Raw genomic sequence first — 23837 nt, forward strand, 5'->3', positions numbered from 1 at the left:
AGCGGGCCCCCATCAGGCGATGCGACGGGGGCGATCGTTGCCAAGGAGCAATGCCGGCGAACTACGTCGGTTTGGCGACGGGTGTGCGCCGGCTCGGAGGCCGTCATTCGCGGACTTGACCCGCCTGCGCGGCCGTAGCCGCTTCGGCGCGGCGGAGGCCCGCGCATCCATTGCGCGCGCAAGCGCGCAGCCCGAGTCGTTGCGATGAAGGATGGATTGCCGGGTCAGGCCCGGCAATGACAGCTTTGAATCGTTACTCCGCCGCGACCACCATTGGTGGCAGCAGTCCGGCTTCGCGCGCCAGTTCCGTCATCAGGCCGGCGACGTCGTGGGGGCGTTCTTCGTGGGCGAGATGGCCGAGGCCCTGCATCACTTCGACGCGGGCGCCCGGCACCATCGCGTGCACGCGGGTCGAATCGTGGCTGGCGATGGTCTTGTCGTTGCTGCCGGCGATCAGCAGCAGGCGCGGCGCCAGTTGTGGCAGCTCGGCCGCGAGTTCGTCGAGCCGCCAGTTCGCCATCATCCGGATCGCCGCCGCGACATGGCCGGGGCTGCCCACGAGGCGGCGATAGTACTCGATGCCGGCGGGCTCCAGCGTCGAGCCGGTGTCTGCGACCATGCGTTCGACCATGCCGGGGTTGCGGGCGAAGCGCGCCACCAGCCGCGGCACCAGCGCGCTGGTCGCAAGCATCCGTGCCAGCGGCAGCATGTAGCGGCTGGCAGCGCCGCCGATCGGCAGCAGCGCCGCGTTGAGGCCGATCAGTGCGGCCGGAGCGATGCTGCCGTCGAGGCACATCCGCGCCGCCACCGCGGCGCCGGCCGAATGCCCCGCCACCATCGCCGGACGATGGCCGAGGCCGCGCAGCAGCGCGGCGAGATCCTGCGCCATCGCGGCCATCGACATGCGCGACGCATCGGGCGTCGCCGTGAAGCCGTGGCCGGGCAGATCGGGCGCCACGACGGTGAAATGCTCGGCCAGCAGCGGCGCAAGCATGCGCCAGGAATGCGTCGCCGCGCCGGTGCCGTGGAGCAGCAGCACCACCGGGCCGCGGCCCATCTGCTGCACATGCCAGCGCAGCCCGCCGGCATGCACGAAGACGCTGGTCTCGCGATGCGGCCAATCGCGGCCGTGTTCGGTCCAGTTAGGTTTGGCAAGCGACGCGGCGAAGGATGGACGTGGAGGTTGATTGTCGTTGAGGGCGCGCTGCATGCCATTGTTCTCGTTGTTGCGCCGATGGCAACATTGCCGGCGCACGCTGTCAAATGCCGGACCGGCCGACGGTTCCAGCGCCGCCACGGATTATCTAATGGCTGGTAATTAGTTAGGGTGCGAGTTGTAGTGCAGCGAAGTAAGCGTTTCCTGGATCGACCGCGCGCCGCCGAACGCACGCAGCGGGTTGACACTTTTCGTCAGCTTTACCCGACACCTCGCGGCGGTCTCAAGCGCAGCCGACTCGAGGTCCTGACGAAAACTGTCCGCTCGACGTGACAAGCGTGAAATCGCGCGCGCTATACCCGGTTTGTGGTTTGCCGCCTGCAAATGCAGCCCAATATCAGTCGCAACGAGCGCACGCGGCGACTCACTTTCGATCAAGATGATCGATCTCGTCAGATTCGCCCCCAGCTCGGCTCGAACGGAGATCCTAGCGATGAAGATGTCCCATTTCGCCAATTTCGTGCTGATGATCGTCGGCGGCGCCGCGCAGGAAGTCGCCCATGCGGTGAAGCGCCGCTTCGGCGGCGAGACGCGGGAGAAGTAAGCGCGTCGGTAAGCACTCACAGAGGCGTCATGCGCGGGCTTGATCCGCCTGCGCGGCCGTAGCCGCTTCAGCGCGGCGAAGGCCCGCGCATCCATCGCGCGTGAAGGCGGCTGCTGAAAAGCGTGTTGCAAACGGGATGGATGGCCGGGTCAAGCCCGGCCATGACGGGTCTTTATGAGGAGGCGTGCGTGGCCGGATCGCTGCCGCTTCCTCAGCTCATCGTCACCCGCCGCCGTTCGTCCGACGCGATCACTTCCGGGCGGGAGCCGGACAGGCGTTTGTGCAAATGGACCATGAAGGCCATGCCGAACAGCGGGGTCGCCAGATTGACGATCGGGATCGACACGAAGGCGGCGATGATCAGGCCGCCGATGAACACCGTGGTGGCGTTGTCGCGCCGCATCGCTTTGGCCTCGGCGGCGGGACGAAACCGCATCGCCGCCAGCTCGAAATATTCACGGCCGAGCAGCCAGCCGGTGGCGACGAAGAACACGATGACGCCGACCCCTGCGAACAGCAGGAACGGCAGCGCGACCAGATACACCAGAATGGTCAGCAGCGCGGTCTTCAGCGTCTCGATCAGCGCGACGCCGACCGGCAGCGCCACACCGGGCTGCTCGTTCGGATAGTAGGCGCGCTCGACGTGCTCGGCCGCCTCGTCGACGAAGATGCCGGCGACCAGCGAGGTCACCGCCGGCATCAGGAACACAGCGCCGACCACGATGCCGAGCCCGGCCGCGATTGAGATCACCCAGGAGAAAATGTGCAGCGGCGTCTGGAAGCCGCCGAGCGCAGCTTCGGCCCACAGCTCGCTGGAGGTCGCGCCCCAGCTCAGCAGCCGCTGCAGCCCGACCGCCGCCACCGCGATCAGCGCCAGTGCGAAGCCGATCGAGCGCCACAGAATGGAGCGCATCGGCGGCGACAGAATCTGGGTCAGCGCCTTGATGGCGGCGTCGAGCATTGGGAGTCCTCGTCCGAAACAGAGCTTCGAACAGGTAGAGGCGGCCGGAGTGTTCGGCAAGGGCGGGTAGGTTCGTCAGCCATTTGGCCATCGCCTCTCCCGTCATGCCCGGCCTTGTGCCGGGCATCCGCGCCCTGCTGAGTCAGGCGCAGGAAAGGCGTGGATGGCGGGACGAGCCCGGCCATGACGGAGCCTGTGCGGGAGGTGCGGTTGGCTTGTCGATCGCTGACGTCAACGACGACGCAACGGATCTACGCCCGCAGCCGCCGTGCCGCCGGGTAGTTCATCACCCGCGGCACCTTGCCGGCGCGCAGCGCCTGTTGCATGCCTTGCCAGTATTCGGCCTGCAGCAGTTCCGGATGCGCGTCGCGGAAGGCGCGGCGGAGCGAGGGGTCGTCGATGCGCAGGCCTTCGAGCATGTCGGAGGGGCGGAACACCACGCCATCCTCGAACGTGCTGCGCGGCGCGTCGGCGGTGCGGACCTTGACGGCGGTCAACGGCTCCACCGCGTCGTAATCGAACAGATACACCTTGCGAATGCGGCTGACGCCGTAATTACGACCGTCGAGGTCCTTGTTGAAGATATCCGCGGCGGCGTTGTTCTTAATGCAGTCGCCGAGATTGACCACCGCGGCGCGGGCGTCGTCCGGCTTCGCCGTGCCGAGATAGAGCGGCAGCGGCGTCAGCTTGATCTGCACGATCAGATGCCGGAACACCAGCGCGCCGCGCTCCATCGTCACCGTGCCGATGCCGGCCTCGAGCAGCTCGTCGAGCAGGTCCGGCGCAAACATGGTGCGGTCGAGCTTGACGTTGGAATAGATGATGTTGTCGAGCATCGAGCCGGCACGGTCGATCTCGTGCACCAGATTGTATTTGCGCAGCACCGCGTCGAGGCCGTCGAAATAATCGAACTTGTAATCGTCGGTCGGATGGTCGCGGATGATCTTCAGCACATAGGCCGAGGACGGCATGGTGAAGGCGATCGCCACCGTGCCCTTGAAGCCCGGCGCGGTGGTGAGGCGTTCCTTGCTGCGCTGATGCTCGGCGAGGATCTCGGTCATCACCGCGACCTTGCCGAGGTGGTGGAAGCCGATGCAGGAATATTGCGTGCCGAGCGGGCGCTTCGGCATCAGCTCGAAGAGCAGCCGCGCCAGCTCGTGATAATGCGGGTTCGTGGCGTGGTAATTGGCCAGCGTCGACGAGAACGCGAATTGCAGCTCGTCGCTATCGGTCAGCACGGCGTCGACCACCAGGCCGTCATCCTCGTTGAGCAGCGCGATCAACAGCGGAATGCTGCGCATCGGCATGTCGCCGCGATCGCGCAGCTTGACGCGGCCGATCAGGCAGGCGCCGCGATTGCGGAAGAAGCCGGAGCGCGCGATCTCGATCCGCGCCGGCTCGCCGTCGCGTGGCCCAAGCGGCTCCAGCGCCGCCTCGATCGCCGCGGCGGCCAGCGCAGCGTCGCCGTCGAGATCGCGCCACGTCGCGTCCAGCCCCGCGCTCGCCAGGATATCGCGCACCACCGCCGGCCGGATCGGCAATGTCGTCACCGTGGTGTCGAGGATCGGCGCCGCCGTCGCCGGCGGCCGCGCCGCCGGGCCGGAATCGTAGGACACCGGCCGCCATTCGTCGTCGACCAGCTTGCGGCGCAGCGAATGCCAGAACGCGAACGCAAAGTCGGCCTCGTAGCGGCCGGCGATCGCCGCCAGCAGCTCGGCCTCGGCGCGCTGCCAGAGCTGCTCGTGCTTGACCAGCTCCGGCAGGCCGGCCTTCAGCGGCGGCACCAGCTGATCGATACAGGTGGTGTAGAGCCCGATGCGGATTTTTGACAGCCGCACCGTCAGCGCCCAGTCGCGCGCCTCGAACGCCGCCTTGGCGAGCGCCGGGATCCGCCGCGACACCGCGTAGTACTGATCGAACGCCGCCAGCACCACCCGCGCCAGAATGCGCGCCTGATCGTCCGGATCCTCGCCGCGCACCAGCGCATCGAGCAGATCGGCATCCGGCTCGGCGATGCGGATGGCGGAGTCGAGGTCGGCGGGGTCGAGCGGGTGCGCGGTGGCGGTCATCGGTGGATGATGCGCCGGTTTGGCAGGCGGCAGCGTGATCTGACGCAAATCCCCGCTTCAGCGCCCGTCCGGAGGTGGCGTCAGGGCCGATTCGAAGTCTCGCCGTCATTGCGAGCGAAGCGAAGCAATCCAGACCCGCAAGCACCGAATGGATTGCTTCGCTTCGCTCGCAATGACAGAGGCTGCGTCGACCTGAGGGGCGCCGCAGGGTCGGCCGCCGGCTGGGAGCAGGGCTGATCGGGCTCGGTTGGCATAACGGCAACGTAACAGATCGGGTATCGCGGCGGAGTAGCAGGCGGATTGCTACTCGGCAGCGATGTAGCCCGCATGAGCGCAGCGACATGCGGGTGGTCCTGCCTTGGTATTCATGCCGGGAGAAGCCGCGCGCGACAGCCAGAGCAGGTCGAGCCTACGCCACGCTTGGGAGGTGTTCGAGCGCCGTACGGGGCGACGGTCGACCAACGACGATCCGAGTAGATTCGAACGCATGTGGCTTTGCGTGTATGAAACAACCCCGGAGGCGTTCGGTAGCTGTCGGTGTTTCAATGTCGAGAACGAATTTCCGAGTACAGGTATTTCCGACGTTGCTACGACCCTGTCGAATGTCCTTCTGGAGATCGAAGCGGAATTCAACGCGCGCAATAAATCGCGCTGACGCCCCTCAACTATCCACCTTCAACGCCGCGATGAACGCCTCCTGCGGAATGTCCACCTTGCCGAACTGGCGCATCTTTTTCTTGCCCTCCTTCTGCTTCTCCAGAAGTTTGCGCTTTCGGGTGATGTCGCCGCCGTAGCATTTGGCGGTGACGTCCTTGCGCAGGGCGCGGACGGTTTCGCGGGCGATGACCTTGCCGCCGATCGCCGCCTGGATCGGGATCTGGAACATGTGCGGCGGGATCAGTTCCTTCATCTTCTCAACCATGGCGCGGCCGCGGCCTTCGGCGCGCGTCCGGTGCACCAGCATCGACAGTGCGTCGACCGGCTCGGCATTGACGAGGATCTGCATCTTGACGAGATCGGCCGGCTTGTAGTCGGTGAGGTGATAGTCGAACGAAGCGTAGCCCTTCGACACGCTCTTGAGCCGGTCGTAGAAATCGAACACCACCTCGTTGAGCGGCAGTTCGTACTTCACCATGGCGCGGGCGCCGACGTAAGTGAGTTCCTTCTGATTGCCGCGGCGGTCCTGGCACAGCTTCAGCACGCTGCCCAAGTACTCGTCCGGCGTCAGAATGGTGGCTTCGATCCACGGCTCCTGGATCTCGGCGATCTTGACCACGTCCGGCATGTCGACCGGATTGTGGATCTCCATCTCGGTGCCGTCGGTCAGCTTCATGTGATAGATCACGGAGGGCGCGGTCGCGATCAGGTTGAGATCGAACTCGCGGGAGAGCCGCTCCTGGATGATCTCCAGATGCAGCAGGCCGAGGAAGCCGCAGCGGAAGCCGAAGCCGAGCGCCGCTGAGGTCTCCATCTCGAACGAGAAGCTGGCGTCGTTGAGCCGCAGCTTGCCCATCGCGGCGCGCAGCGTTTCGAAATCGTCGGCATCGACCGGGAACAGGCCGCAGAACACCACCGGGATCGCCGGCTTGAAGCCCGGCAGCATTTCGGTGATCGGCTTTTTGTCGTCCGTAATCGTGTCGCCGACGCGGGTGTCGGCGACTTCCTTGATGGCGGCGGTGATGAAGCCGACTTCGCCCGGGCCGAGCTCGTCGACATTGACCATCTTGGGGGTGAAGAAGCCGACGCGCTCGACGTCGTAGGCGGCGCCGGTGCCCATCATGCGGATGCGCTGGCCCTTCTTCAGCACGCCGTCGACCACGCGCACCAGCACCACGACGCCGAGATAGACGTCGTACCAGCTATCGACCAGCAGCGCCTTGAGCTGGGCGTCGCGGTCGCCCTTCGGCGGCGGCAGCCGGGTGACGATCGCTTCCAGCACGTCGGGCACGCCGAGGCCGGTCTTGGCCGAGATCATCACCGCGTCGGAGGCGTCGAGCCCGATGACGTCCTCGATCTGCTGCTTGACCTTGTCGGGCTCGGCGGCCGGCAGGTCGACCTTGTTGAGGACCGGGACGATTTCGTGATTGGCGTCGAGCGCGTGATAGACGTTGGCGAGGGTCTGCGCCTCGACGCCCTGCGAGGCGTCGACCACCAGCAGCGAGCCCTCGCAGGCCGCCAGCGACCGCGACACCTCGTAGGCGAAGTCGACGTGGCCGGGCGTGTCCATCAGGTTGAAGATGTAGGTCTTGCCGTCCTTGGCGCGGTACGACAGCCGCACGGTCTGCGCCTTGATGGTGATGCCGCGCTCGCGCTCGATATCCATCGAATCGAGCACCTGCTCCTTGCCGGCCATTTCACGGTCGGACATGCCGCCGGTGATCTGGATCAGGCGGTCGGCGAGCGTCGACTTTCCATGGTCGATATGGGCGACGATGGAGAAGTTGCGGATGTTCTCGATGGGGACGGTGGTCATGGCCGCGAGATAGCACCCGGACTCCGGCCCGGCAAGGCGAACGGACGGCGCAACCGCCCGAAAAACCGCCGCTTTTGGCGTGCTTGACGGAGCCGGCGGAAGCGGATCATGTCCGCCGCGCCTGCCTCCAGCCCAGGGTCCGGATGACTTCGCTTGCCACTTCCCGCGCGCCGTCGCTGATCGATCGCTGGACCGACGCGCTGCTCGATCCGAAGCGGCAGGAGCGCGCCGTGGTGCTGTCGCTGGCGGTTTATGCGGCGATCTGGACCGCCTACCGGACGATCGCCACCTGGCCGCGCGACGTCCATGCCGACGTCTCCGAGCTGTACGCCTGGTCGCGGCATCTGGCGTTCGGCTACGACAAGCACCCGCCATTCTCGGCGCTGGTCACCCGCGCCTGGTTCAGCGTGGTGCCGGTGTCGGACATTACCTTCCATCTGCTGGCGACCGTCAACATCGCGCTGACGCTGTACATCGCCTGGCGGACGATGCGGCGTTATCTCGCTCCCGAGAAGGCGCTGTTCGGGCTGGCGCTGCTGACCTTCATCCCGTTCTTCAATTTCATCGCGCTGAAATACAACGCCAATGCGGTGCTGTTGCCGCTATGGGCGCTGACCATCCATTGCTTCCTGCGGGCGTTCGAGTCGCGCGGCTGGCTGTGGCCGGCGCTGGCCGGGCTGTTCGCTGGCTGCGCCATGCTGGGCAAATACTGGTCGATCGTGCTGATCGGCGCGCTCGGGCTCGGCGCGCTGCTGGATCCGCGGCGGGCGCGGTTCTTTGCGTCGCCAGCGCCGTGGCTGATGATCGTGGCGGGCGCGCTGGTGCTGGCGCCGCATCTGGCGTGGCTGGTCGAGCACCGGTTTCCTTCTTTCGCCTATGCGGCCGCGCATGAATCCGACGGCTTCGTGCATAACGCGCGCGACACGCTTGGTTATCTCACCGGCTGCGTCGGCTATGCGGCGCTGGCGCTGATCGTTTGGGCGGCGCTGCTGCGGCCCACGCGCGCGGCGCTGGCCGAGAGCGCCTGGCCGGCCGATCCGCAGCGCCGGCTGATCGTCACCATTCAGGCGTTGTTGCTGGTCGGGCCGGCGCCGGTGGCGCTGCTGACCGGCGTGCGCGTCGTGCCGCTGTGGGCGATGCCGGCCTACACGCTGCTGCCGATCGTGCTGCTGTCATCGCCGCTGATCGCGGTCGGCGGCGACGCGCTGCGCAAGGTGCTGATCGGCGCGGCCGCGCTGGCGCTGGCGATCCTGGCGGCGGCGCCAGGCGTCGCAGTGGCGATCCACACCACCAGCACGCCGGAGCCGTACGAATATGCCTCGCTGCTGGCGGGCGACATCGCGAAGCAATGGCAGCGCCACAGCACCCAGCCGATCGGAATGGTGGCCGGCGAGACGGTCCTGGCGTCCAATACGGCGTATTACCTGCGCACCGAAACGCGGGCGTTCGAGACCGCGGATCCCACGGCACTGAAGGCGGAGATCACGGCGCGCGGCGGCGCGCTGGTGTGCTCGGCGGCCGATCAGGCGTGCCTGGCGAGGGCCGAGCAGATCGTAGCCGGGCAGCAGCAGATCCTGCGCAGCAAGGTCTGGCTCAGCCGGCCGCTGTTCGGCCTCCCCGGCGGCACCGTCCAGGACGTGTTCTTCCTGGTGCTGCCGGAGGTGGCGGCCAAGTAAGCCCGTGAATTGGTCATGGCCGGCTCGTCCCGCCTGCGGGGCCGGAGCCCCTGCGGCGCGGCGAAGGCCCGGCCATCCACGCCTTTGCTGCGGATCGGCCGGGAAGGCGTGGATGCCCGCGACAAGCGCGGGCATGACGGAAGTCTAGGGAGTGAGCTTACTCTTCTTCGCCGAACTTGTTGGCCATCAGTTCGGCCAGCGCATCGACGGCTTCCCTGGCCTGCGGGCCGGTGGCCGAGAGGGTGACGCTGGTGCCGATGCCGGCCGCCAACATCATCAGGCCCATGATCGAGGTACCGCCGACGGTTTCGCCATTGCGCGTCACCGTGATGTCGGCGTCGAACTTCTCGGCCATCTGCACGAATTTGGCCGAGGCCCGGGCGTGCAAGCCACGCTTGTTGGTGACAGGGATATCGCGGGAGATTCTGCCGGCGGGCGAGCCTGCCTGTGCGTCGGGCGCGGTCTGGGGCAGGTCTGCGGTCATGTGTGCGCGGTCATTTGCCGGCCAGCACCCGGCTGGCGATGGTGACGTATTTGCGGCCGGCCTCCTGGGCCAGCGCGATCGCATCGGGAAGGGTGCGCTCCTCGCGGACCTTGGCCAGCTTCACCAGCATGGGCAAATTGATCCCCGCGAGCACTTCGACTTTTGGCCGGCTCATACAGGAGATCGCCAGGTTCGAGGGCGTGCCGCCGAACATGTCGGTCAGGATCGCCACACCATCCCCACTGTCGACACGATTCACCGCCTCAATGATGTCGCTCCGACACAGGTCGGCGTCATCCTCGGCGCCGATCGTGACGGCTTCGATTTGCTTTTGCGGCCCCATCACGTGTTCCAGCGCTGCCTTGAACTCGTCGGCAAGGCGCCCGTGGGTCACAAGTACCAGACCAATCATCGGAAACTCCTCGCGGGCGCTTCTTGGGTGCACCGCGCGAACGGGTCACTTTGACCATCCAGAGCCCCTATGCAAGGGGATCTTTGCGATTCACCCTTCGAGAAAGGGACAAACCGGGAACCAAGGACGGGTCTATTCAGTGACGATAGTGTGGCTCATATGGTTACCAAAATCCTTCCAACAATCGTCCAACGATGCCGCAGCCACGACACCCTCGGTCGTCAGGGCCGCCACCACCACGGGTAACGGATCGTAACCGGCGCCGACCGGTAGCCGCGGCAGAAGGACGCCGCCGAGTTCGATCATCAGCGCCTCGGTCTCGGGCAGCCGTGCCGCATCGGCCGCTGCAAGGTCAACCACCAGGCCCACGGTAGCCTCTGTGGCGAAGTCGCAGCGGCGGATGCCGAGGCCGCGGATTTCGATCAGGCCCGCGAGCTCCGGCACCGGACGAACCCACAGTCGGCCGTCGCGCGGTTCCAGAAAGACCCGGTCGTCGGCGATCAGTTCCGCGGGCGGGATCTGGCCGCTGCGGCCTGCGACGATCAGCCCGAAGGCGAGGCGGGACTTGCCGGAGCCGCTTGGACCGCGGATCAGCACGGCGCGCGCCCCGACCCTGACGGCCGAAGCGTGGACGCTGGGCGCCGCCGCACTCATGTCGAGGGAAGCCGGACCACGAAACGCGCCCCCGCGATGGTCGGCTCACCGTCCGCATCGCGCGGGCCGGGGCGGTTCTCGGCGCGGATCTTGCCACCGTGGGCCTCGACGATCTGGCGGGAGATCGACAGGCCGAGGCCGGAGTTCTGGCCAAATCCCTGATGCGGCCGGTCGGTGTAAAAGCGCTCGAAGATCTTGTCGAAGGCGTCGTCGCGAATGCCGGGGCCCTCGTCATCGACCACGATCTCGATCTCGGTCTTGCGACGGCGGCAGACGATCTGCACCTTGCCGCCTTCGCAGGAGAACGACTGCGCGTTCGACAGCAGGTTGGAAATCACCTGGCCGAGCCGTGAATCATGGCCCGGCACCGAGAAGGTGTCGGTCGGCGGCCCCTCGAACCGGACTTCGACGGCCGCATGGGTGCCGAGCCGGGTCTCGTTGGCGACCAACGTCAGGGTCGTCAGCAGCCGGCGCAGGTCGACCGGCGCGGCATCCTGGCGCTGCAGTTCGGCGTCGAGCCGGCTGGCGTCGGAAATATCGGAAATCAGACGGTCCAGCCGCTTGACGTCGTGCTCGATCACCGCCAGCAGCCGGCCGCGGCTCTTCTCGTTCTTGGCCAGCGGCAGCGTCTCTACCGCGGAGCGCAGCGAGGTCAGCGGGTTTTTCAATTCGTGCGAGACGTCGGCGGCGAACGCCTCGATCGCCTCGATGCGGTTGTACAGCGAATCGGTCATGTCGCGCAGCGCGCCGGACAGATGGCCGATCTCGTCGCGCCGCGTGGTGAAGTCGGGGATCTCGACGCGGGCGCGGATGCGGCGGCGGACGCGCTCGGCGGCGTCGGCGAGCCGGCGCACCGGACCGGCGATAGTCGAGGCCAGCAGCACCGACAGCACGAACATCACCACCGCGGCGACGCCGAACACTTTGAGAATCGCCAGCCGCTCGGCGGTGACCATCTGGTCGATATCGTCGCCCTGCGTCGACAGCATCAGGGCGCCGTGGATGGCGCGGAAGCGCTGCACCGGCACCGCCACCGAGACGATCACTTCGCCGCGCTCGTTGATGCGCACCATCGAGTTCTTCTGGCCCTTCAGCGAGTCGGCGACTTCCTGATAGCCGTTGCCGTTCTCCGGCCCGAGCTCGCGATACAGCGGCAGGTCGCCGCGGTTGAGCCAGGTGCGGATCGCGATCATGGCCCGCTCGACGACGCCGGGTTTCTCGATCGCCGGCGGTGGCAGTTCGAACCGCATCACGTCGCCGCGGCCATACAGGCTGCGGCTGTCGAGGATCAGCACGCCATCGCGATCATAGATCCGAGCGCGTGTCTTGGTCGGCGAGATCAGCCGCCGCAACACCGGCGCGACGCGTTCCGGATTGATCGGAAAATCCAACACCGCATATTCGTCCGGCGGACCATAGGTCTCGCCGGGCTTGAGATCGAGCAACCGGTCCGGATCGATCGTGATGGTGTTGGTTTCGACCGTCGCCGACGCGGCGATGGCGCCGGCGATGATCTCGGCCTGCACCAGCAGGCTCTGGGCGCGGGCGTCGATCAGGCCGGCGCGGAATTGCGACAAATAGAGAATGCTGGTCGACAGCGCCAGCAGGCCGGCGAGGTTGAGCGACAGGATGCGCCGCGTCAGGCTGGAGAAGCTCAGCGTGAAGAAGAATTGCCCGGCGCGCCGAAGCCAGACGAATGGGCGCCGCCACGGCGGCGCCGCCGCGACGACGTCATCCGGCTCGGGGATGTCGTCCCCGGCACGGTGGTCTTGATCAGGCGCGGTGCGATCCAGCAATGGCCAAGCTGCCCGGATGTTGGCGATCAGCAAATTTGTCGGCGCATGATCCGCTTCGAAACCCGGTCATGGGTTTCGGGATCATGCACCAGCATATCGCAGTGCGGCCGCGTCGTCAGGCTCCGAGCCCGACCAGGGCGGCCCGATCAGGTTTCCTTGAAGCGGTAACCGACGCCGTACAGCGTCTCGATCATCTCGAAGTCGTCGTCGACCATCTTGAACTTCTTGCGCAGCCGCTTGATGTGGCTGTCGATGGTGCGGTCGTCGACATAGACCTGATCGTCATAGGCGGCGTCCATCAGCGCGTTGCGGCTCTTCACCACGCCGGGCCGGGTCGCGAGCGCCTGCAGGATCAGGAATTCGGTGACTGTCAGCGTCACCGGCTCGTTCTTCCAGGTGCAGGTGTGACGCTCCGGGTCCATCCGCAGCAGGCCGCGGTCGAGCGCCTTGGCGTCGTTCTCCTTCGGCACCCCCGCGGGATCCTTCGGCGCCGAGCGCCGCAGCACCGCTTTGACGCGCTCGACCAGAAGCCGCTGCGAGAACGGTTTGCGGATGAAATCGTCCGCCCCCATCTTGAGACCGAACAGCTCGTCGATTTCCTCGTCCTTCGAGGTCAGGAAGATTACCGGCAGATCGGACTTCTGGCGCAGCCGCCGCAGCGTTTCCATGCCGTCCATCCGCGGCATCTTAATATCGAGGATGGCAAGGTCGGGCGGCGAGGTGCGGAAGCCATCGAGGGCCGACGCGCCATCCGTATAGGTCATGATCCGGTAGCCCTCGGCTTCCAGAGCGATCGAGACGGATGTGAGAATGTTGCGGTCGTCGTCGACCAAGGCGATTGTCGGCATGAAGCTCTTTCCGAAAGGCGTGGCTAGACCGCGAAGCGATTCGGCGATCTCGGGTTGGCGGTTGCCCAAACACCACAGTCAACGAGCAATGCAAGCTGGGCTGAAATGTGGCCGGTTCCCAAACCCGCGAACGGGAGGCGTGCGGGGATTGATATAGGCCCGTTTTCTGGGCATCAACACCCCTCAGGTCACGATTGGCGGAATAAACCCATGCAGCCGACCGACGATTTTGATCCTGTCCGGGTCGCCAAATCGCTGCTCCGCCGGCGACGCGAGGGTGCGTTGGCGACGCTGATGCGGGATGGCGGCGCGCCGTATTGCTCGCTGGTCAATGTAGCGAGCGCCCCGGACGGCTCGCCGCTGCTGCTGATTTCCCGCCTTGCCGTGCACACCCAGAACCTGCTGACCGACCCGCGGGTGTCGCTGATGCTGGACGAACGCGCCCCGGGCGACCCGCTGCAGGGGGCGCGGATCATGCTGATGGGCGAGGCGGTCGCCGTCGCAGCCGCCGAGCTGCCGGCGCTGCGCAGCCGGTATCTGGCGGCCCACTCCGGAGCCGAGGCCTATATCGATTTCAAAGACTTTTCGTTGTTTCGGATCGTCACCAGCGGCGCCCATCTGGTTGCCGGCTTCGGCCGCATCGTCGACCTGGCTGCGTCAGATTACCTCACTGACCTCGCCGGTGCCGAAGCCCTGCTGGAGATTGAAGCGGCAGCCGTCGCCCACATGAATGCAGATCATTTGATCACGCTGAATTCCTATGCGACCCGGCTGCTGGGCGGCGACGAGGCGGAGTGGCGCTGCACTGGCGTGGACCCCGAAGGCCTCGACCTGCAGGCGGGCCCTTCCGTGTTGCGACTGACTTTCCCCGAACGGGTCAAAAACCCGGCCGAGCTGCGCCACATGCTCAAACGCATGGCAGACATCGCCCGTGCGACCTCGTGACTTGAGGCAGCGCAATGTCGCCTCGGGGTAAACCAAATAATGCCCGCCCGGGTTGGCAAAGTCACCTTTCGCCACTATTCAGTCGCGCCACCGGACCGAGCCGGTATATATTGGCCTGACCGCGGGCTGAGCGCATTGGCGGCAATTGCGCGACCGGGACAACGCGGACTCGAGGAGGATCTATTCGTGCAAGAGACGGGCGTGCATAACGGTGCTCACGGCGCCGATAAATTCGGGCTTAAAAATCTCAAAGGCGTGTACTGGAACTTCGGCGCGCCGCAGCTCTACGAGCACGCCCTGCAGAACGGCGAAGCAGTGCTATCCGCCGATGGCGCGCTGTGCGCCGACACCGGCGTGTTCACCGGCCGCAGCCCGAAGGACAAGTTCACGGTGCGCGACGCCACCACCGAAAATACCATGTGGTGGGGTGGTAATCAGTCGATCACGGCAGAACAGTTCGAGACGCTGTATCAGGATTTCATCAAGCACGCAGAAGGCATGCAGCTGTTCGCCCAGGACCTGTATGGCGGCGCCGATCCGACCTTCCAGATCAAGACCCGCGTGTTCACCGAACTCGCCTGGCACTCGCTGTTCATCCGCACCCTGCTGCGCCGTCCCGAGCAGGCCGACCTCGCGAGCTTCGTGCCCGAACTCACCATCATCGACCTGCCGAGCTTCCGGGCCGATCCCAAGCGTCATGGCTGCCGCTCCGAGAACGTCGTGGCGATCGACTTCGCCCGCAGGATCGTGCTGATCGGTGGTACGCAGTACGCCGGCGAGATGAAGAAGAGCGTGTTCACCACGCTGAACTACTATCTGCCCGAGCGCGGCGTGATGCCGATGCACTGCTCGGCCAATGTCGGCCCGGACGGCGACGCCGCGATCTTCTTCGGCCTGTCCGGCACCGGCAAGACCACGCTGTCGGCCGACCCGAACCGCACGCTGATCGGCGACGACGAGCACGGCTGGGGCAAGGACGGCATCTTCAACTTCGAAGGCGGCTGCTACGCCAAGTGCATCAAGCTGTCGCCGGAAGCCGAGCCGGAGATCTTCGCCGCCTCCAACATGTTCGGCGCGGTGCTGGAAAACGTCGTGCTCGACGAAGTCACCCGCAAGCCGGATTTCGACGACGGCTCCAAGACCGAGAACACCCGCTCGGCCTATCCGCTGGAATCGATCCCGAACGCCTCGCGCACCGGCCGCACCGGCCATCCGAAGAACGTGGTGATGCTCGCCGCCGACGCCTTCGGGGTGATGCCGCCGATCGCCAAGCTGACGCCGGCGCAGGCGATGTATCACTTCCTGTCGGGCTACACCGCCAAGGTGGCCGGCACGGAGCGCGGCCTCGGCAACGATCCGGAGCCGGAGTTCTCGACCTGCTTCGGCTCGCCGTTCCTGCCGCGCGATCCGTCGGTCTACGGCAACATGTTGCGCGACCTGATCGCCAAGCACGACGTCGACTGCTGGGTGGTCAACACCGGCTGGACCGGCGGCAAATACGGCACCGGCCATCGCATGCCGATCAAGGTGACCCGCGCGCTGCTCACCGCGGCGCTCAACGGCAGCCTGCGTAACGCGCAATTCCGCACCGACAAATACTTCGGCTTCGCGGTGCCGACCGCGCTGGACGGCGTGCCGAGCGACATCCTCGACCCGGTCAACACCTGGGCCGACAAGGCCGAGTTCGACGCCACCGCGCGCAAGCTGGTCGGCATGTTCCAGAAGAACTTCGCCAAGTTCGAAGCCCAGGTCGACGCCGAAGTCCGCGCCGCCGCGCCAGACGTGAAGATGGCGGCCGAGTAAGCGACGAACAATATCTACAAACGCAAAGGGCGGCCGCGAGGCCGCCCTTTGTCGTTACATCAACGCTGCTGCGCTTGACGTTCGCGACTACGAATTCCGTCATGGCCGGGCTCGTCCCGGCCATCCACGCCTTTTCCGCGTTTCCGTCAGCAAGGCGTGGATGCCCGGCACAAGGCCGGGCATGACGAAAATCAGAATTCGTAGCTGAGTATCAGCCCGCCAGATCGACCACCGACGCGACGGTCGAGTCGGCGTTGAGGCGGTACACGACCGGGGCGCCGGTGCCGAGTTCGCGCTTGAGGATCTGCTCGGGGGTGAGCTTCTCCAGCACCATGATCAGCGCGCGCAGCGAATTGCCGTGCGCCGCCACGATGGTGCGCTCACCGCGCAGCACGCAGGGCAGGATCTCCTGCACGTAGTAGGGCAGCGTGCGGGCCAGCGTGTCCTTCAGGCTCTCGCCGCCGGGCGGCGGCACGTCGTAGGAGCGGCGCCAGATGTGGACCTGCTCCTCGCCCCATTTGGCGCGGGCGTCGTCCTTGTTGAGGCCCGACAGGTCACCGTAATCGCGCTCGTTCAACGCCAGGTTCCTGGTGGTTTTCAGCCCGGTCTGGCCGAGCTCGGCGAGCATCAGATCGAGCGTGGTCTGGGCGCGGGTCAGCACCGAGGTGAAGGCGACGTCGAACGTCAGCCCTTCGGCCTTGAGCTTCTGGCCGGCCGCCTTGGCTTCGGCGATGCCCTTCTCGGTCAGGCCGGGGTCCTTCCAGCCGGTGAACAGGTTCTTGAGGTTCCATTCGCTCTGGCCGTGGCGGACGAGCACGAGAAGACGATCGCTCATTGTCGGAATTCCGTTTGCTGCTGCGATGAGTGTCAGAAGTCGGCAAGCCCGAGCACGTCGGCCATCGAGTAGAGGCCCGGCTGTTTGCCGTGCGCCCACATCGCCGCCTTGAGTGCGCCGTGGGCGAAGATCATGCGATCCTCGGCCTTGTGGGTGAGTTCGATCCGCTCATAGGGCCCGGCGAAGATCACGCTGTGATCGCCCGTGACGGTGCCGCCGCGCAGCGATGCGAAGCCGATGTCGCCGGTCTTGCGTGCGCCGGTGAAGCCGTCGCGGCCGCGCGCCGAATGCGTCTCCAGGTCGACATTGCGGCCGGCCGCCGCGGCCTCGCCGAGCAGCAGCGCGGTGCCGGACGGCGCGTCGATCTTGGCGCGGTGATGCATCTCGACGATCTCGATGTCGAAGCCGTCGTCGAGCGACTGCGCCACGCGCCGCGTCAGCGCCGCCAGCAGATTGACGCCGAGGCTCATATTGCCGGACTTCACCACGATCGCCTGCCTGGTGACGCTCTGGATCACCGCATTGTCGGAGGACGACAGCCCGGTGGTGCCGATGACGTGGACAATGCCGCGCTGCGCCGCGATCGCCACATTGGCGAGCGTCGCGGCCGGCACGGTGAAGTCGAGGATGCCGTCGGCATTGGCCGACAGCTTCCACAGATCGCCCGACAGCTCGACGCCGTTCGCCGGCAGGCCGGCGAGCAGGCCGGCATCCTTGCCGAGCAGCTCCGAGCCCGGCGCTTCGAGCGCGCCGGTCAGCACCACGCCTTTGGTCTCGCTGATCGCCCGCGTCAGGGCGCGGCCCATGCGGCCGCCGGCTCCGGCAACGATCAGGCGCATCTCGGACATCGGCTTGCGATCCTTTCTGGCGATCGACGGGTCACTGCCCCGCGAGGCCCGGTGCTGCGACCGGTGCTCCGCCAGACAGGCTCGGGGTATAGCGGCCACCGTCCGGCGCGGCAACTGATCGCACGGCCGCCGCGCTTGCTGCGGCGCCGTTCAGGCCTGCGGTTGCGGGCCGTCGTAGCCTTCGACGATCACGATCTCGCCTTGCGAATACGGCCCGCGGGCCTTGATCAGCGCCTGATATTCGGGCGAGTGGTAGCACGCCAGCGCGGTGGCGTAGTCCTTGAACTCGATCACCACGTTACGCGAGCGCGACGGGCCTTCATGCGCCTCGTAGGTGCCGCCACGGGTGAGAAACTTCGCCCCGAACTTGGCGAACACCGCGCCGTTATGCGCGACGTAGTCGCGCTTGTAGCCGTCAAGATCGTGCACGTCGATCCGCGCCACCCAGTAGCCTTTGGCCATCGTTGTCTCCTGAGAGTTTGACGCAAAACTAAGGCCGGATTCTTGGCCACATTTTGCAATCGGCTCGTTTGCTTACAGAGTCCGTCATGGCCGGGCTTGTCCCGGCCATCCACGCCTTTTCTGCATTTCCGGCAGCAAGGCGTGGATGCCCGGCACAAGGCCGGGCATGACGCGTGGAGACGGAACTGCTCGATCTCATAGACCGCATATCCGGCCAGGCTGTTAGCTCCGACCTGCTTGCTCGATTTCTGCGACGATCGCGTCGGCCGCCGCTTTCGGGTCCGCCGCCTCCATCACCGGCCGTCCGACCACCAGATGGCTGGCGCCGGCGGCGATCGCCTTGGCGGGCGTCATGATTCGCTTCTGATCACCGGCGGCGGCGCCGGCCGGGCGGATGCCCGGCGTCACCAGCGCCATGTCCGGGCCGATCAGGCCGCGCAGATGGCCGGCTTCCTCCGGCGAGCACACCAGCCCGTCGACCCCGATCGCCTGCGCCTGACGGGCGCGGGCCTCGACCAGATCGCGAACGCCGAGCGCATAGCCGGCGTCGGTGAGATCGCGGTCGTCATAAGAGGTCAGCACGGTGACGGCGAGGATCTTGGGGCCGGAGCTGCCACGCGCCTCGACCGCGGCCTTCATGGTCTGCGGATAGGCATGCACGGTGAGGAAGGTCGCCCCCAGCGAGCTGAGGCTCTCGACGCCGCGCGCGACGGTGTTGCCGATGTCGTGCAGCTTGAGATCGACGAACACCTTCTTGCCGGCGCGCGCCAGCTTCTCGACCAGCGGCAGGCCGCCGGCGTAAGCGAGCTGATAGCCGATCTTGTAGAAGCCGACGCTGTCGCCGAGCCGGGCGATCATCGCTTGCGCGGCATCGACGCTCGGAACGTCGAGCGCGACGATCAGCCGGTCACGAGCGGTGGTGTCGGCCATGTGGTTACCTCATCATCTGCTGGGCGAAGTCGATCAATTGCCGAACCATCGCATCCATCGCGGCGATGTCGGCGGCAAGTTTCAGCCGATCGCGCTCGTCATAGGCCTGGTGGGCGAACGATAGCGTCAGCTGATTGGGGATCACCGGCGCGCGGCACCCCGACAGGATCAGCCGCAGCGCCGCCAGACAGCGCGCGCCGCCGAGCTTGCCTTCGGAGGCCGCAGCCAGCGCGAAAACGCGCTCGCGAAATACCTGGCCCTGGGTCTCGTGCGGATCCTCGACCCGCGACACCCAGTCGATCGCGTTCTTGAGGAGCGGCGGCGGCGCCGAGTTGTATTCCGGGCTGACGAGCAGCACGCCATGATGCGCGCCGATCATCCGCTTTAGCTTCACGGCATTGATCGGCACACCGGACTTCGCTTCCAGATCGGCGTCGTAGATCGGCAGCGGATAGTCGGCGAGCGAGATCCGGGAGACGTCGACGTCGGCGCGGGCGAACTCATAGGCCGCGGCCGCGGCCAGCCGCACATTGTGCGAGCCGGTGCGGAGCGAACCCGGAATGATCAGGATCTTGACCGCGGACATCACGCCGAACTCCTGCCGGCCAGCGGACGCATGGCCGCGCTTTGTTTAGCGAAACGGCGCGGCGGGGAAACCGGAAAAATCCGGACAGAGAGGGGAAGGGCTCAGCCCTTGCGATACACCCAGACCCGGGCAGGCGGGATGTTCATCCAGATCCGCTCGGAGGCTTCGGTGACGACGCCGGGGAGCGATTTGGGGATCGGGGGCGCAACCGAATAGGTGAACTGCACGAACGGGGCGCCGGGATCGAGCAGCGTGAAGGAATCCCGGATCAGCTTCATCCGGGTCAGCATCGGCTTGGTGACCAGCGGCAGGCCGGACACCACCGCGGTCGCCGGCTCCGGCAGCACCTGCCACAGCGTGTCGCGCAGCCGGTAGGCGTCGCCCTGAACGACGGTGGCTTGCGGATAACGCTCGCGCAGCAGCGCGCAGAAGCCGGGATTGTATTCGACCAGCACGAGGCGCTTTTGATCGACGCCGTGCTCGACCAGCGCGTTGGTGATGGCGCCGGTCCCCGGGCCAAGTTCGATGACTGGCCCGGTCGAGTGGATATCGACATATTGTGCCATGGTGCGGGCGAGCAATTTGCCCGACGGCATTACCGCGCCCATGTGCAGCGGCTTCTCGATCCAGGAACGCAGGAAGCGCACCTCGTCATCGAGAGGACGGGGCGGCTTCTTCAACGCACGAGCCGTGGACTGCAAAGCCATTCCGCTACCAAACCGGGAGGTATTCGCCCAGTGTCAAATTATTGTTACATCACAACTATAGGGCACATCCCGGCCGGTCAAGTTAGACAGTTAGGGAGTGCTCGTGCGGGAGCCGAAGAAGTCCTTGACCATGGAGAAGAAACCCGCGGCCTCGGGTTGGGTTGCACCGGACGATAATTTTTCGAACTCGGCCAGCAACTCCTGCTGCTTCTTGGTCAGATTTTGCGGCGTTTCCACGGCAACCTGAACATACATGTCGCCGACCTGGCGCGAGCGCAGCACCGGCATACCCTTGCCGGCAATCCGGAATCGACGGCCGGTCTGGGTGCCTGACGGGACCTTCACCTTGGTCTTGCCGCGTTCGATGGTCGGCACTTCGAACTCGCCGCCGAGCGCCGCGGTGACCATCGAGATCGGCACACGGCAGTGCAAGTCGGCGCCGTCGCGCTGGAAGATGTCGTGCGGGGCCAGCGACAGGAAGATGTAGAGATCGCCGGGCGGGCCGCCGCGGACGCCGGCTTCGCCCTCGCCAGCGAGACGGATGCGGGTGCCGTCCTCGACGCCCTGCGGGATGTTGACCGACAGGTTGCGCTCTTTGGTGACCCGGCCGGAGCCGCTGCATGACGGGCACGGGTCTTCGATGGTCTGGCCGCGGCCCTGGCAGCTCGGGCAGGTACGCTCCAGCGTGAAGAAGCCCTGGGCCTGGCGGACGCGTCCGGCGCCGCCGCAGGTCGCGCAGGTCTTCGGCTTGGTGCCGGCCTTGGCGCCGGTGCCGGAGCAGGGATCGCAGGTGACCGAGACCGGAATCTCGATCTGCGCGGTCTTGCCCTTGTAGGCGTCCTCGAGGGTGATCTCCATGTTGTAGCGCAGGTCGGCGCCGCGCTCGCGGCCGCTGCCGCGGCCGCGCTGGCCGGCCATCCCGAACAGATCCTCAAAAATGTCGGAGAACGACGAGGCGAAGCCGGCGCCGAAGCCGGGACCACCGCCGCCCATGCCCTGTTCGAACGCAGCATGGCCGTAGCGGTCATAGGCGGCGCGCTTGTCGCCGTCCTTGAGCACCTCATAGGCTTCGTTGATTTCCTTGAACCGGACCTCGCTCGAGGCGTCACCCGGATTGCGGTCCGGGTGCCATTTCATCGCCAGCTTGCGGAAGGCGCTCTTGAGCGTCGACTCGTCGGCACCGCGCTCGACTTCGAGGGTTTCGTAGTAGCAACGTTTGGTCGTGGACATCCGTCAAACCTGCTCGAACTCGCTTCATCGCTGCGCAACTTTCAGCGTGAGCGTGCGGCGGTCGCGCCGCGTTTGGCCTAACGAAAAACAACCCCCACCCGATGATCGCAAGGCTGCGCTCGTCAGATGGGGGTCGCGGTCTCCGTTACGACGTCTTAGGCGGACTTCTTGTTGTTCTTGTCGTCGTCGACTTCGGTGAAGTCGGCATCGACGATGTCGTCCTTGGCGGCGTGCTTGGCCGCGTCGGACTCCGCCTGCTGGGTGTACATCGCCTCGCCGAGCTTCATCGAAGCCTGCGCCAGCGTGTTGGTCTTGGCCTTGATGGCCTCGGCGTCGTCGCCCTTGAGGGCTTCGCGCAGGTCGCCCAGCGCATCCTCGATGGCGCGGCGCTCGGGCTCGGCGACCTTCGAACCATGCTCGGCCAGCGCCTTCTCGGTGGAATGCACCAGCGCGTCGGCGTGGTTCTTGGCGTCGACCGCCTCGCGGCGCTTCTTGTCCTCGGCAGCGTTGGCCTCGGCGTCCTTGACCATCTTGTCGATGTCGGCGTCGGACAGACCGCCCGAAGCCTGGATGCGGATCTGCTGCTCCTTGCCGGTCGCCTTGTCCTTGGCCGAAACGTTGACGATGCCGTTGGCGTCGATGTCGAACGTCACCTCGATCTGCGGCATGCCGCGCGGGGCCGGCGGAATCCCCATCAGGTCGAACTGGCCGAGGATCTTGTTGTCGGCCGCCATTTCGCGCTCGCCCTGGAAGACCCGGATGGTGACCGCGTTCTGATTGTCTTCGGCGGTCGAGAACACCTGGCTCTTCTTGGTCGGGATCGTCGTGTTGCGATCGATGATGCGGGTGAACACGCCGCCCAGCGTCTCGATGCCCAGCGACAGCGGGGTCACGTCGAGCAGCAGCACGTCCTTGACGTCGCCCTGCAGCACGCCGGCCTGGATCGCCGCGCCGATCGCCACGACTTCGTCCGGGTTGACGCCCTTGTGCGGCTCCTTGCCGAACAGCTGCTTCACCACTTCCTGGACCTTCGGCATGCGGGTCATGCCGCCGACCAGCACCACTTCGCTGATTTCACCGGCGGTGAGGCCGGCATCCTTCAGCGCCTTGCGGCACGGCTCGATGGTCTTCTGCACCAGATCGTCGACCAGCGCTTCGAACTTGGCGCGGGTCAGCTTCATGGTGAGATGCTTCGGACCGGACTGGTCCGCGGTGATGAACGGCAGGTTGATTTCGGTCTGCGTGGTCGACGACAGCTCGATCTTGGCCTTTTCGGCGGCTTCCTTGAGCCGCTGCAGCGCCAGCTTGTCGTTGCGCAGGTTGATGCCCTGCTCCTTCTGGAATTCGTCGGCCAGGTAGCTGACCAGACGCATGTCGAAGTCTTCACCGCCCAGGAAGGTGTCGCCGTTGGTCGACTTCACCTCGAACACGCCGTCGCCGATCTCCAGGATCGAGACGTCGAAGGTGCCGCCGCCGAGGTCGTACACCGCGATGGTGCCGGACTTGGTCTTGTCGAGGCCGTAGGCCAGCGCGGCCGCGGTCGGCTCGTTGATGATGCGCAGCACTTCGAGGCCGGCGATCTTGCCGGCGTCCTTGGTGGCCTGGCGCTGGGCGTCGTTGAAGTAAGCCGGGACGGTGATGACCGCCTGATCGACCTTCTGGCCGAGATGCGCCTCGGCGGTCTCTTTCATCTTCTGCAGAATGAAAGCGGAGACCTGCGAGGGCGAGTAGGTCTGGCCATCGGCCTCGACCCAGGCGTCGCCGTTGCCGGCCTTGACGATCTTGTAGGGGACGAGCTTCTTGTCCTTCTCGACCATCGGGTCATCGTAGCGGCGGCCGATCAGGCGCTTCACTGCGAAGAAGGTGCGTTCGGGATTGGTGACTGCCTGGCGCTTGGCCGGCTGACCGACCAGCCGCTCGCCGTCGTCAGTGATCGCGACGATCGAGGGGGTGGTGCGCATGCCCTCAGCGTTTTCGATGACTTTCGAATTCTTGCCGTCCATGACGGCGACGCACGAATTGGTGGTGCCGAGATCGATCCCGATGACCTTTCCCATAGTGCTCATTCCTTCCTTTTGCGGCGGGTCGGGCGGGCCCTGGCGGCGCACCAGTCCAAACCCCCAGATATCACTTGCGCGCGATTGTGCGGCGGTGAGCCTCATATAGGAGGGGGGGGTGGTGGCCGCAAGGACTGGCGCGGGGCTGCGATCACGAAAACATGGGCTTTGATGAATCCCGTGTGATCGCCGAGATGGCGCGGCCGGAGCCGGTTTGCAGCGCCGGCGCGGCGGCTCGTCCCACTGCGCGGTTGCGTCTTGACGTCGGGACTAAACATGGTCTGGTGAGCGTCCGCCACGA

At 66.0% G+C, this 23837-nt stretch carries 20 protein-coding genes; 3 read left to right on the top strand and 17 right to left on the bottom strand.

Annotated elements, in window-relative coordinates:
• Positions 1-253: 253 nt before the first annotated feature.
• The 4 genes from bchO to lepA all read right to left on the bottom strand — a co-directional run bounded on the left by bchO (position 254) and on the right by lepA (position 7263).
• A complete protein-coding gene (gene bchO / locus D4Q52_RS08705; protein ID WP_119856239.1) occupies positions 254-1210 on the bottom strand; it encodes an alpha/beta fold hydrolase BchO in 957 nt (318 codons plus the stop codon).
• 761 nt (positions 1211-1971) lie between these two features.
• Positions 1972-2721, bottom strand: a complete 750-nt coding sequence (locus D4Q52_RS08710) for a sulfate transporter family protein (RefSeq protein ID WP_119856150.1) — start codon at positions 2719-2721, stop codon at positions 1972-1974.
• A 251-nt stretch (positions 2722-2972) separates the two neighbouring features.
• The gene (gene aceK / locus D4Q52_RS08715) at positions 2973-4790 is read right to left on the bottom strand and encodes a bifunctional isocitrate dehydrogenase kinase/phosphatase (RefSeq protein WP_119856151.1); all 1818 of its coding nucleotides are present in this window, start codon (positions 4788-4790) and stop codon (positions 2973-2975) included.
• Positions 4791-5451: 661 nt separating this feature from the next.
• A complete protein-coding gene (lepA, locus tag D4Q52_RS08720; protein ID WP_119856152.1) occupies positions 5452-7263 on the bottom strand; it encodes a translation elongation factor 4 in 1812 nt (603 codons plus the stop codon).
• A gap of 143 nt (positions 7264-7406) precedes the next feature.
• On the opposite strand from lepA, the gene D4Q52_RS08725 reads away from it, so the two are divergent.
• Positions 7407-8939 carry a glycosyltransferase family 39 protein gene (locus D4Q52_RS08725; protein ID WP_119856153.1) on the top strand — a complete coding sequence of 511 codons (1533 nt, stop codon included), beginning with the start codon at positions 7407-7409 and terminating at the stop codon, positions 8937-8939.
• A 157-nt stretch (positions 8940-9096) separates the two neighbouring features.
• Here the strand turns inward: D4Q52_RS08725 and D4Q52_RS08730 are convergent, their stop codons facing one another.
• The 5 genes from D4Q52_RS08730 to D4Q52_RS08750 all read right to left on the bottom strand — a co-directional run bounded on the left by D4Q52_RS08730 (position 9097) and on the right by D4Q52_RS08750 (position 13133).
• Complete coding sequence (locus tag D4Q52_RS08730) at positions 9097-9423, bottom strand: HPr family phosphocarrier protein (RefSeq protein WP_119856154.1); 327 nt, start codon at positions 9421-9423, stop codon at positions 9097-9099.
• A gap of 10 nt (positions 9424-9433) precedes the next feature.
• Positions 9434-9835: a PTS sugar transporter subunit IIA gene (locus D4Q52_RS08735; RefSeq protein ID WP_054160899.1), complete on the bottom strand. Its 402-nt coding sequence runs from the start codon at positions 9833-9835 to the stop codon at positions 9434-9436.
• A gap of 132 nt (positions 9836-9967) precedes the next feature.
• Entirely contained in the window at positions 9968-10489 is a 522-nt protein-coding gene (locus tag D4Q52_RS08740) for an HPr kinase/phosphatase C-terminal domain-containing protein (RefSeq protein WP_119856155.1), read from the bottom strand.
• Positions 10486-12285, bottom strand: a complete 1800-nt coding sequence (locus D4Q52_RS08745; protein WP_425328465.1) for a stimulus-sensing domain-containing protein — start codon at positions 12283-12285, stop codon at positions 10486-10488. Before D4Q52_RS08745 ends, D4Q52_RS08740 begins: the two co-directional genes overlap by 4 nt.
• A gap of 146 nt (positions 12286-12431) precedes the next feature.
• Positions 12432-13133: a response regulator transcription factor gene (locus D4Q52_RS08750; protein WP_119856241.1), complete on the bottom strand. Its 702-nt coding sequence runs from the start codon at positions 13131-13133 to the stop codon at positions 12432-12434.
• A gap of 210 nt (positions 13134-13343) precedes the next feature.
• On the opposite strand from D4Q52_RS08750, the gene D4Q52_RS08755 reads away from it, so the two are divergent.
• The gene (locus D4Q52_RS08755) at positions 13344-14078 is read left to right on the top strand and encodes a HugZ family protein (RefSeq protein ID WP_119856156.1); all 735 of its coding nucleotides are present in this window, start codon (positions 13344-13346) and stop codon (positions 14076-14078) included.
• 186 nt (positions 14079-14264) lie between these two features.
• Positions 14265-15881, top strand: a complete 1617-nt coding sequence (locus D4Q52_RS08760) for a phosphoenolpyruvate carboxykinase (protein WP_119856157.1) — start codon at positions 14265-14267, stop codon at positions 15879-15881.
• A gap of 211 nt (positions 15882-16092) precedes the next feature.
• On the opposite strand, the gene D4Q52_RS08765 is transcribed toward D4Q52_RS08760, so the two are convergent.
• The 8 genes from D4Q52_RS08765 to dnaK form a co-directional block, all read right to left on the bottom strand.
• A complete protein-coding gene (locus D4Q52_RS08765) occupies positions 16093-16716 on the bottom strand; it encodes a 2,3-bisphosphoglycerate-dependent phosphoglycerate mutase (RefSeq protein WP_119856158.1) in 624 nt (207 codons plus the stop codon).
• 32 nt (positions 16717-16748) lie between these two features.
• Positions 16749-17564: a 4-hydroxy-tetrahydrodipicolinate reductase gene (gene dapB, locus D4Q52_RS08770; RefSeq protein WP_119856159.1), complete on the bottom strand. Its 816-nt coding sequence runs from the start codon at positions 17562-17564 to the stop codon at positions 16749-16751.
• Positions 17565-17714: 150 nt separating this feature from the next.
• Positions 17715-18026 carry a DUF1330 domain-containing protein gene (locus D4Q52_RS08775; protein WP_119856160.1) on the bottom strand — a complete coding sequence of 104 codons (312 nt, stop codon included), beginning with the start codon at positions 18024-18026 and terminating at the stop codon, positions 17715-17717.
• 222 nt (positions 18027-18248) lie between these two features.
• Complete coding sequence (pyrF, locus tag D4Q52_RS08780; protein ID WP_119856161.1) at positions 18249-18956, bottom strand: orotidine-5'-phosphate decarboxylase; 708 nt, start codon at positions 18954-18956, stop codon at positions 18249-18251.
• A 4-nt stretch (positions 18957-18960) separates the two neighbouring features.
• On the bottom strand, positions 18961-19542 hold the full coding sequence (locus D4Q52_RS08785; protein ID WP_119856162.1) for an NADPH-dependent FMN reductase: 582 nt from the start codon (positions 19540-19542) through the stop codon (positions 18961-18963).
• A gap of 101 nt (positions 19543-19643) precedes the next feature.
• Positions 19644-20249, bottom strand: coding sequence for a class I SAM-dependent methyltransferase (locus D4Q52_RS08790; RefSeq protein ID WP_119856163.1), 606 nt, complete (start codon positions 20247-20249; stop codon positions 19644-19646).
• A 90-nt stretch (positions 20250-20339) separates the two neighbouring features.
• Positions 20340-21479 carry a molecular chaperone DnaJ gene (gene dnaJ / locus D4Q52_RS08795; protein ID WP_119856164.1) on the bottom strand — a complete coding sequence of 380 codons (1140 nt, stop codon included), beginning with the start codon at positions 21477-21479 and terminating at the stop codon, positions 20340-20342.
• Between the two features lie 155 nt (positions 21480-21634).
• Positions 21635-23536 carry a molecular chaperone DnaK gene (dnaK, locus tag D4Q52_RS08800; RefSeq protein ID WP_119856165.1) on the bottom strand — a complete coding sequence of 634 codons (1902 nt, stop codon included), beginning with the start codon at positions 23534-23536 and terminating at the stop codon, positions 21635-21637.
• Positions 23537-23837 lie beyond the last annotated feature (301 nt).

Source organism: Rhodopseudomonas palustris, from assembly GCF_003591005.1.
GTDB lineage: Bacteria > Pseudomonadota > Alphaproteobacteria > Rhizobiales > Xanthobacteraceae > Rhodopseudomonas > Rhodopseudomonas palustris_K.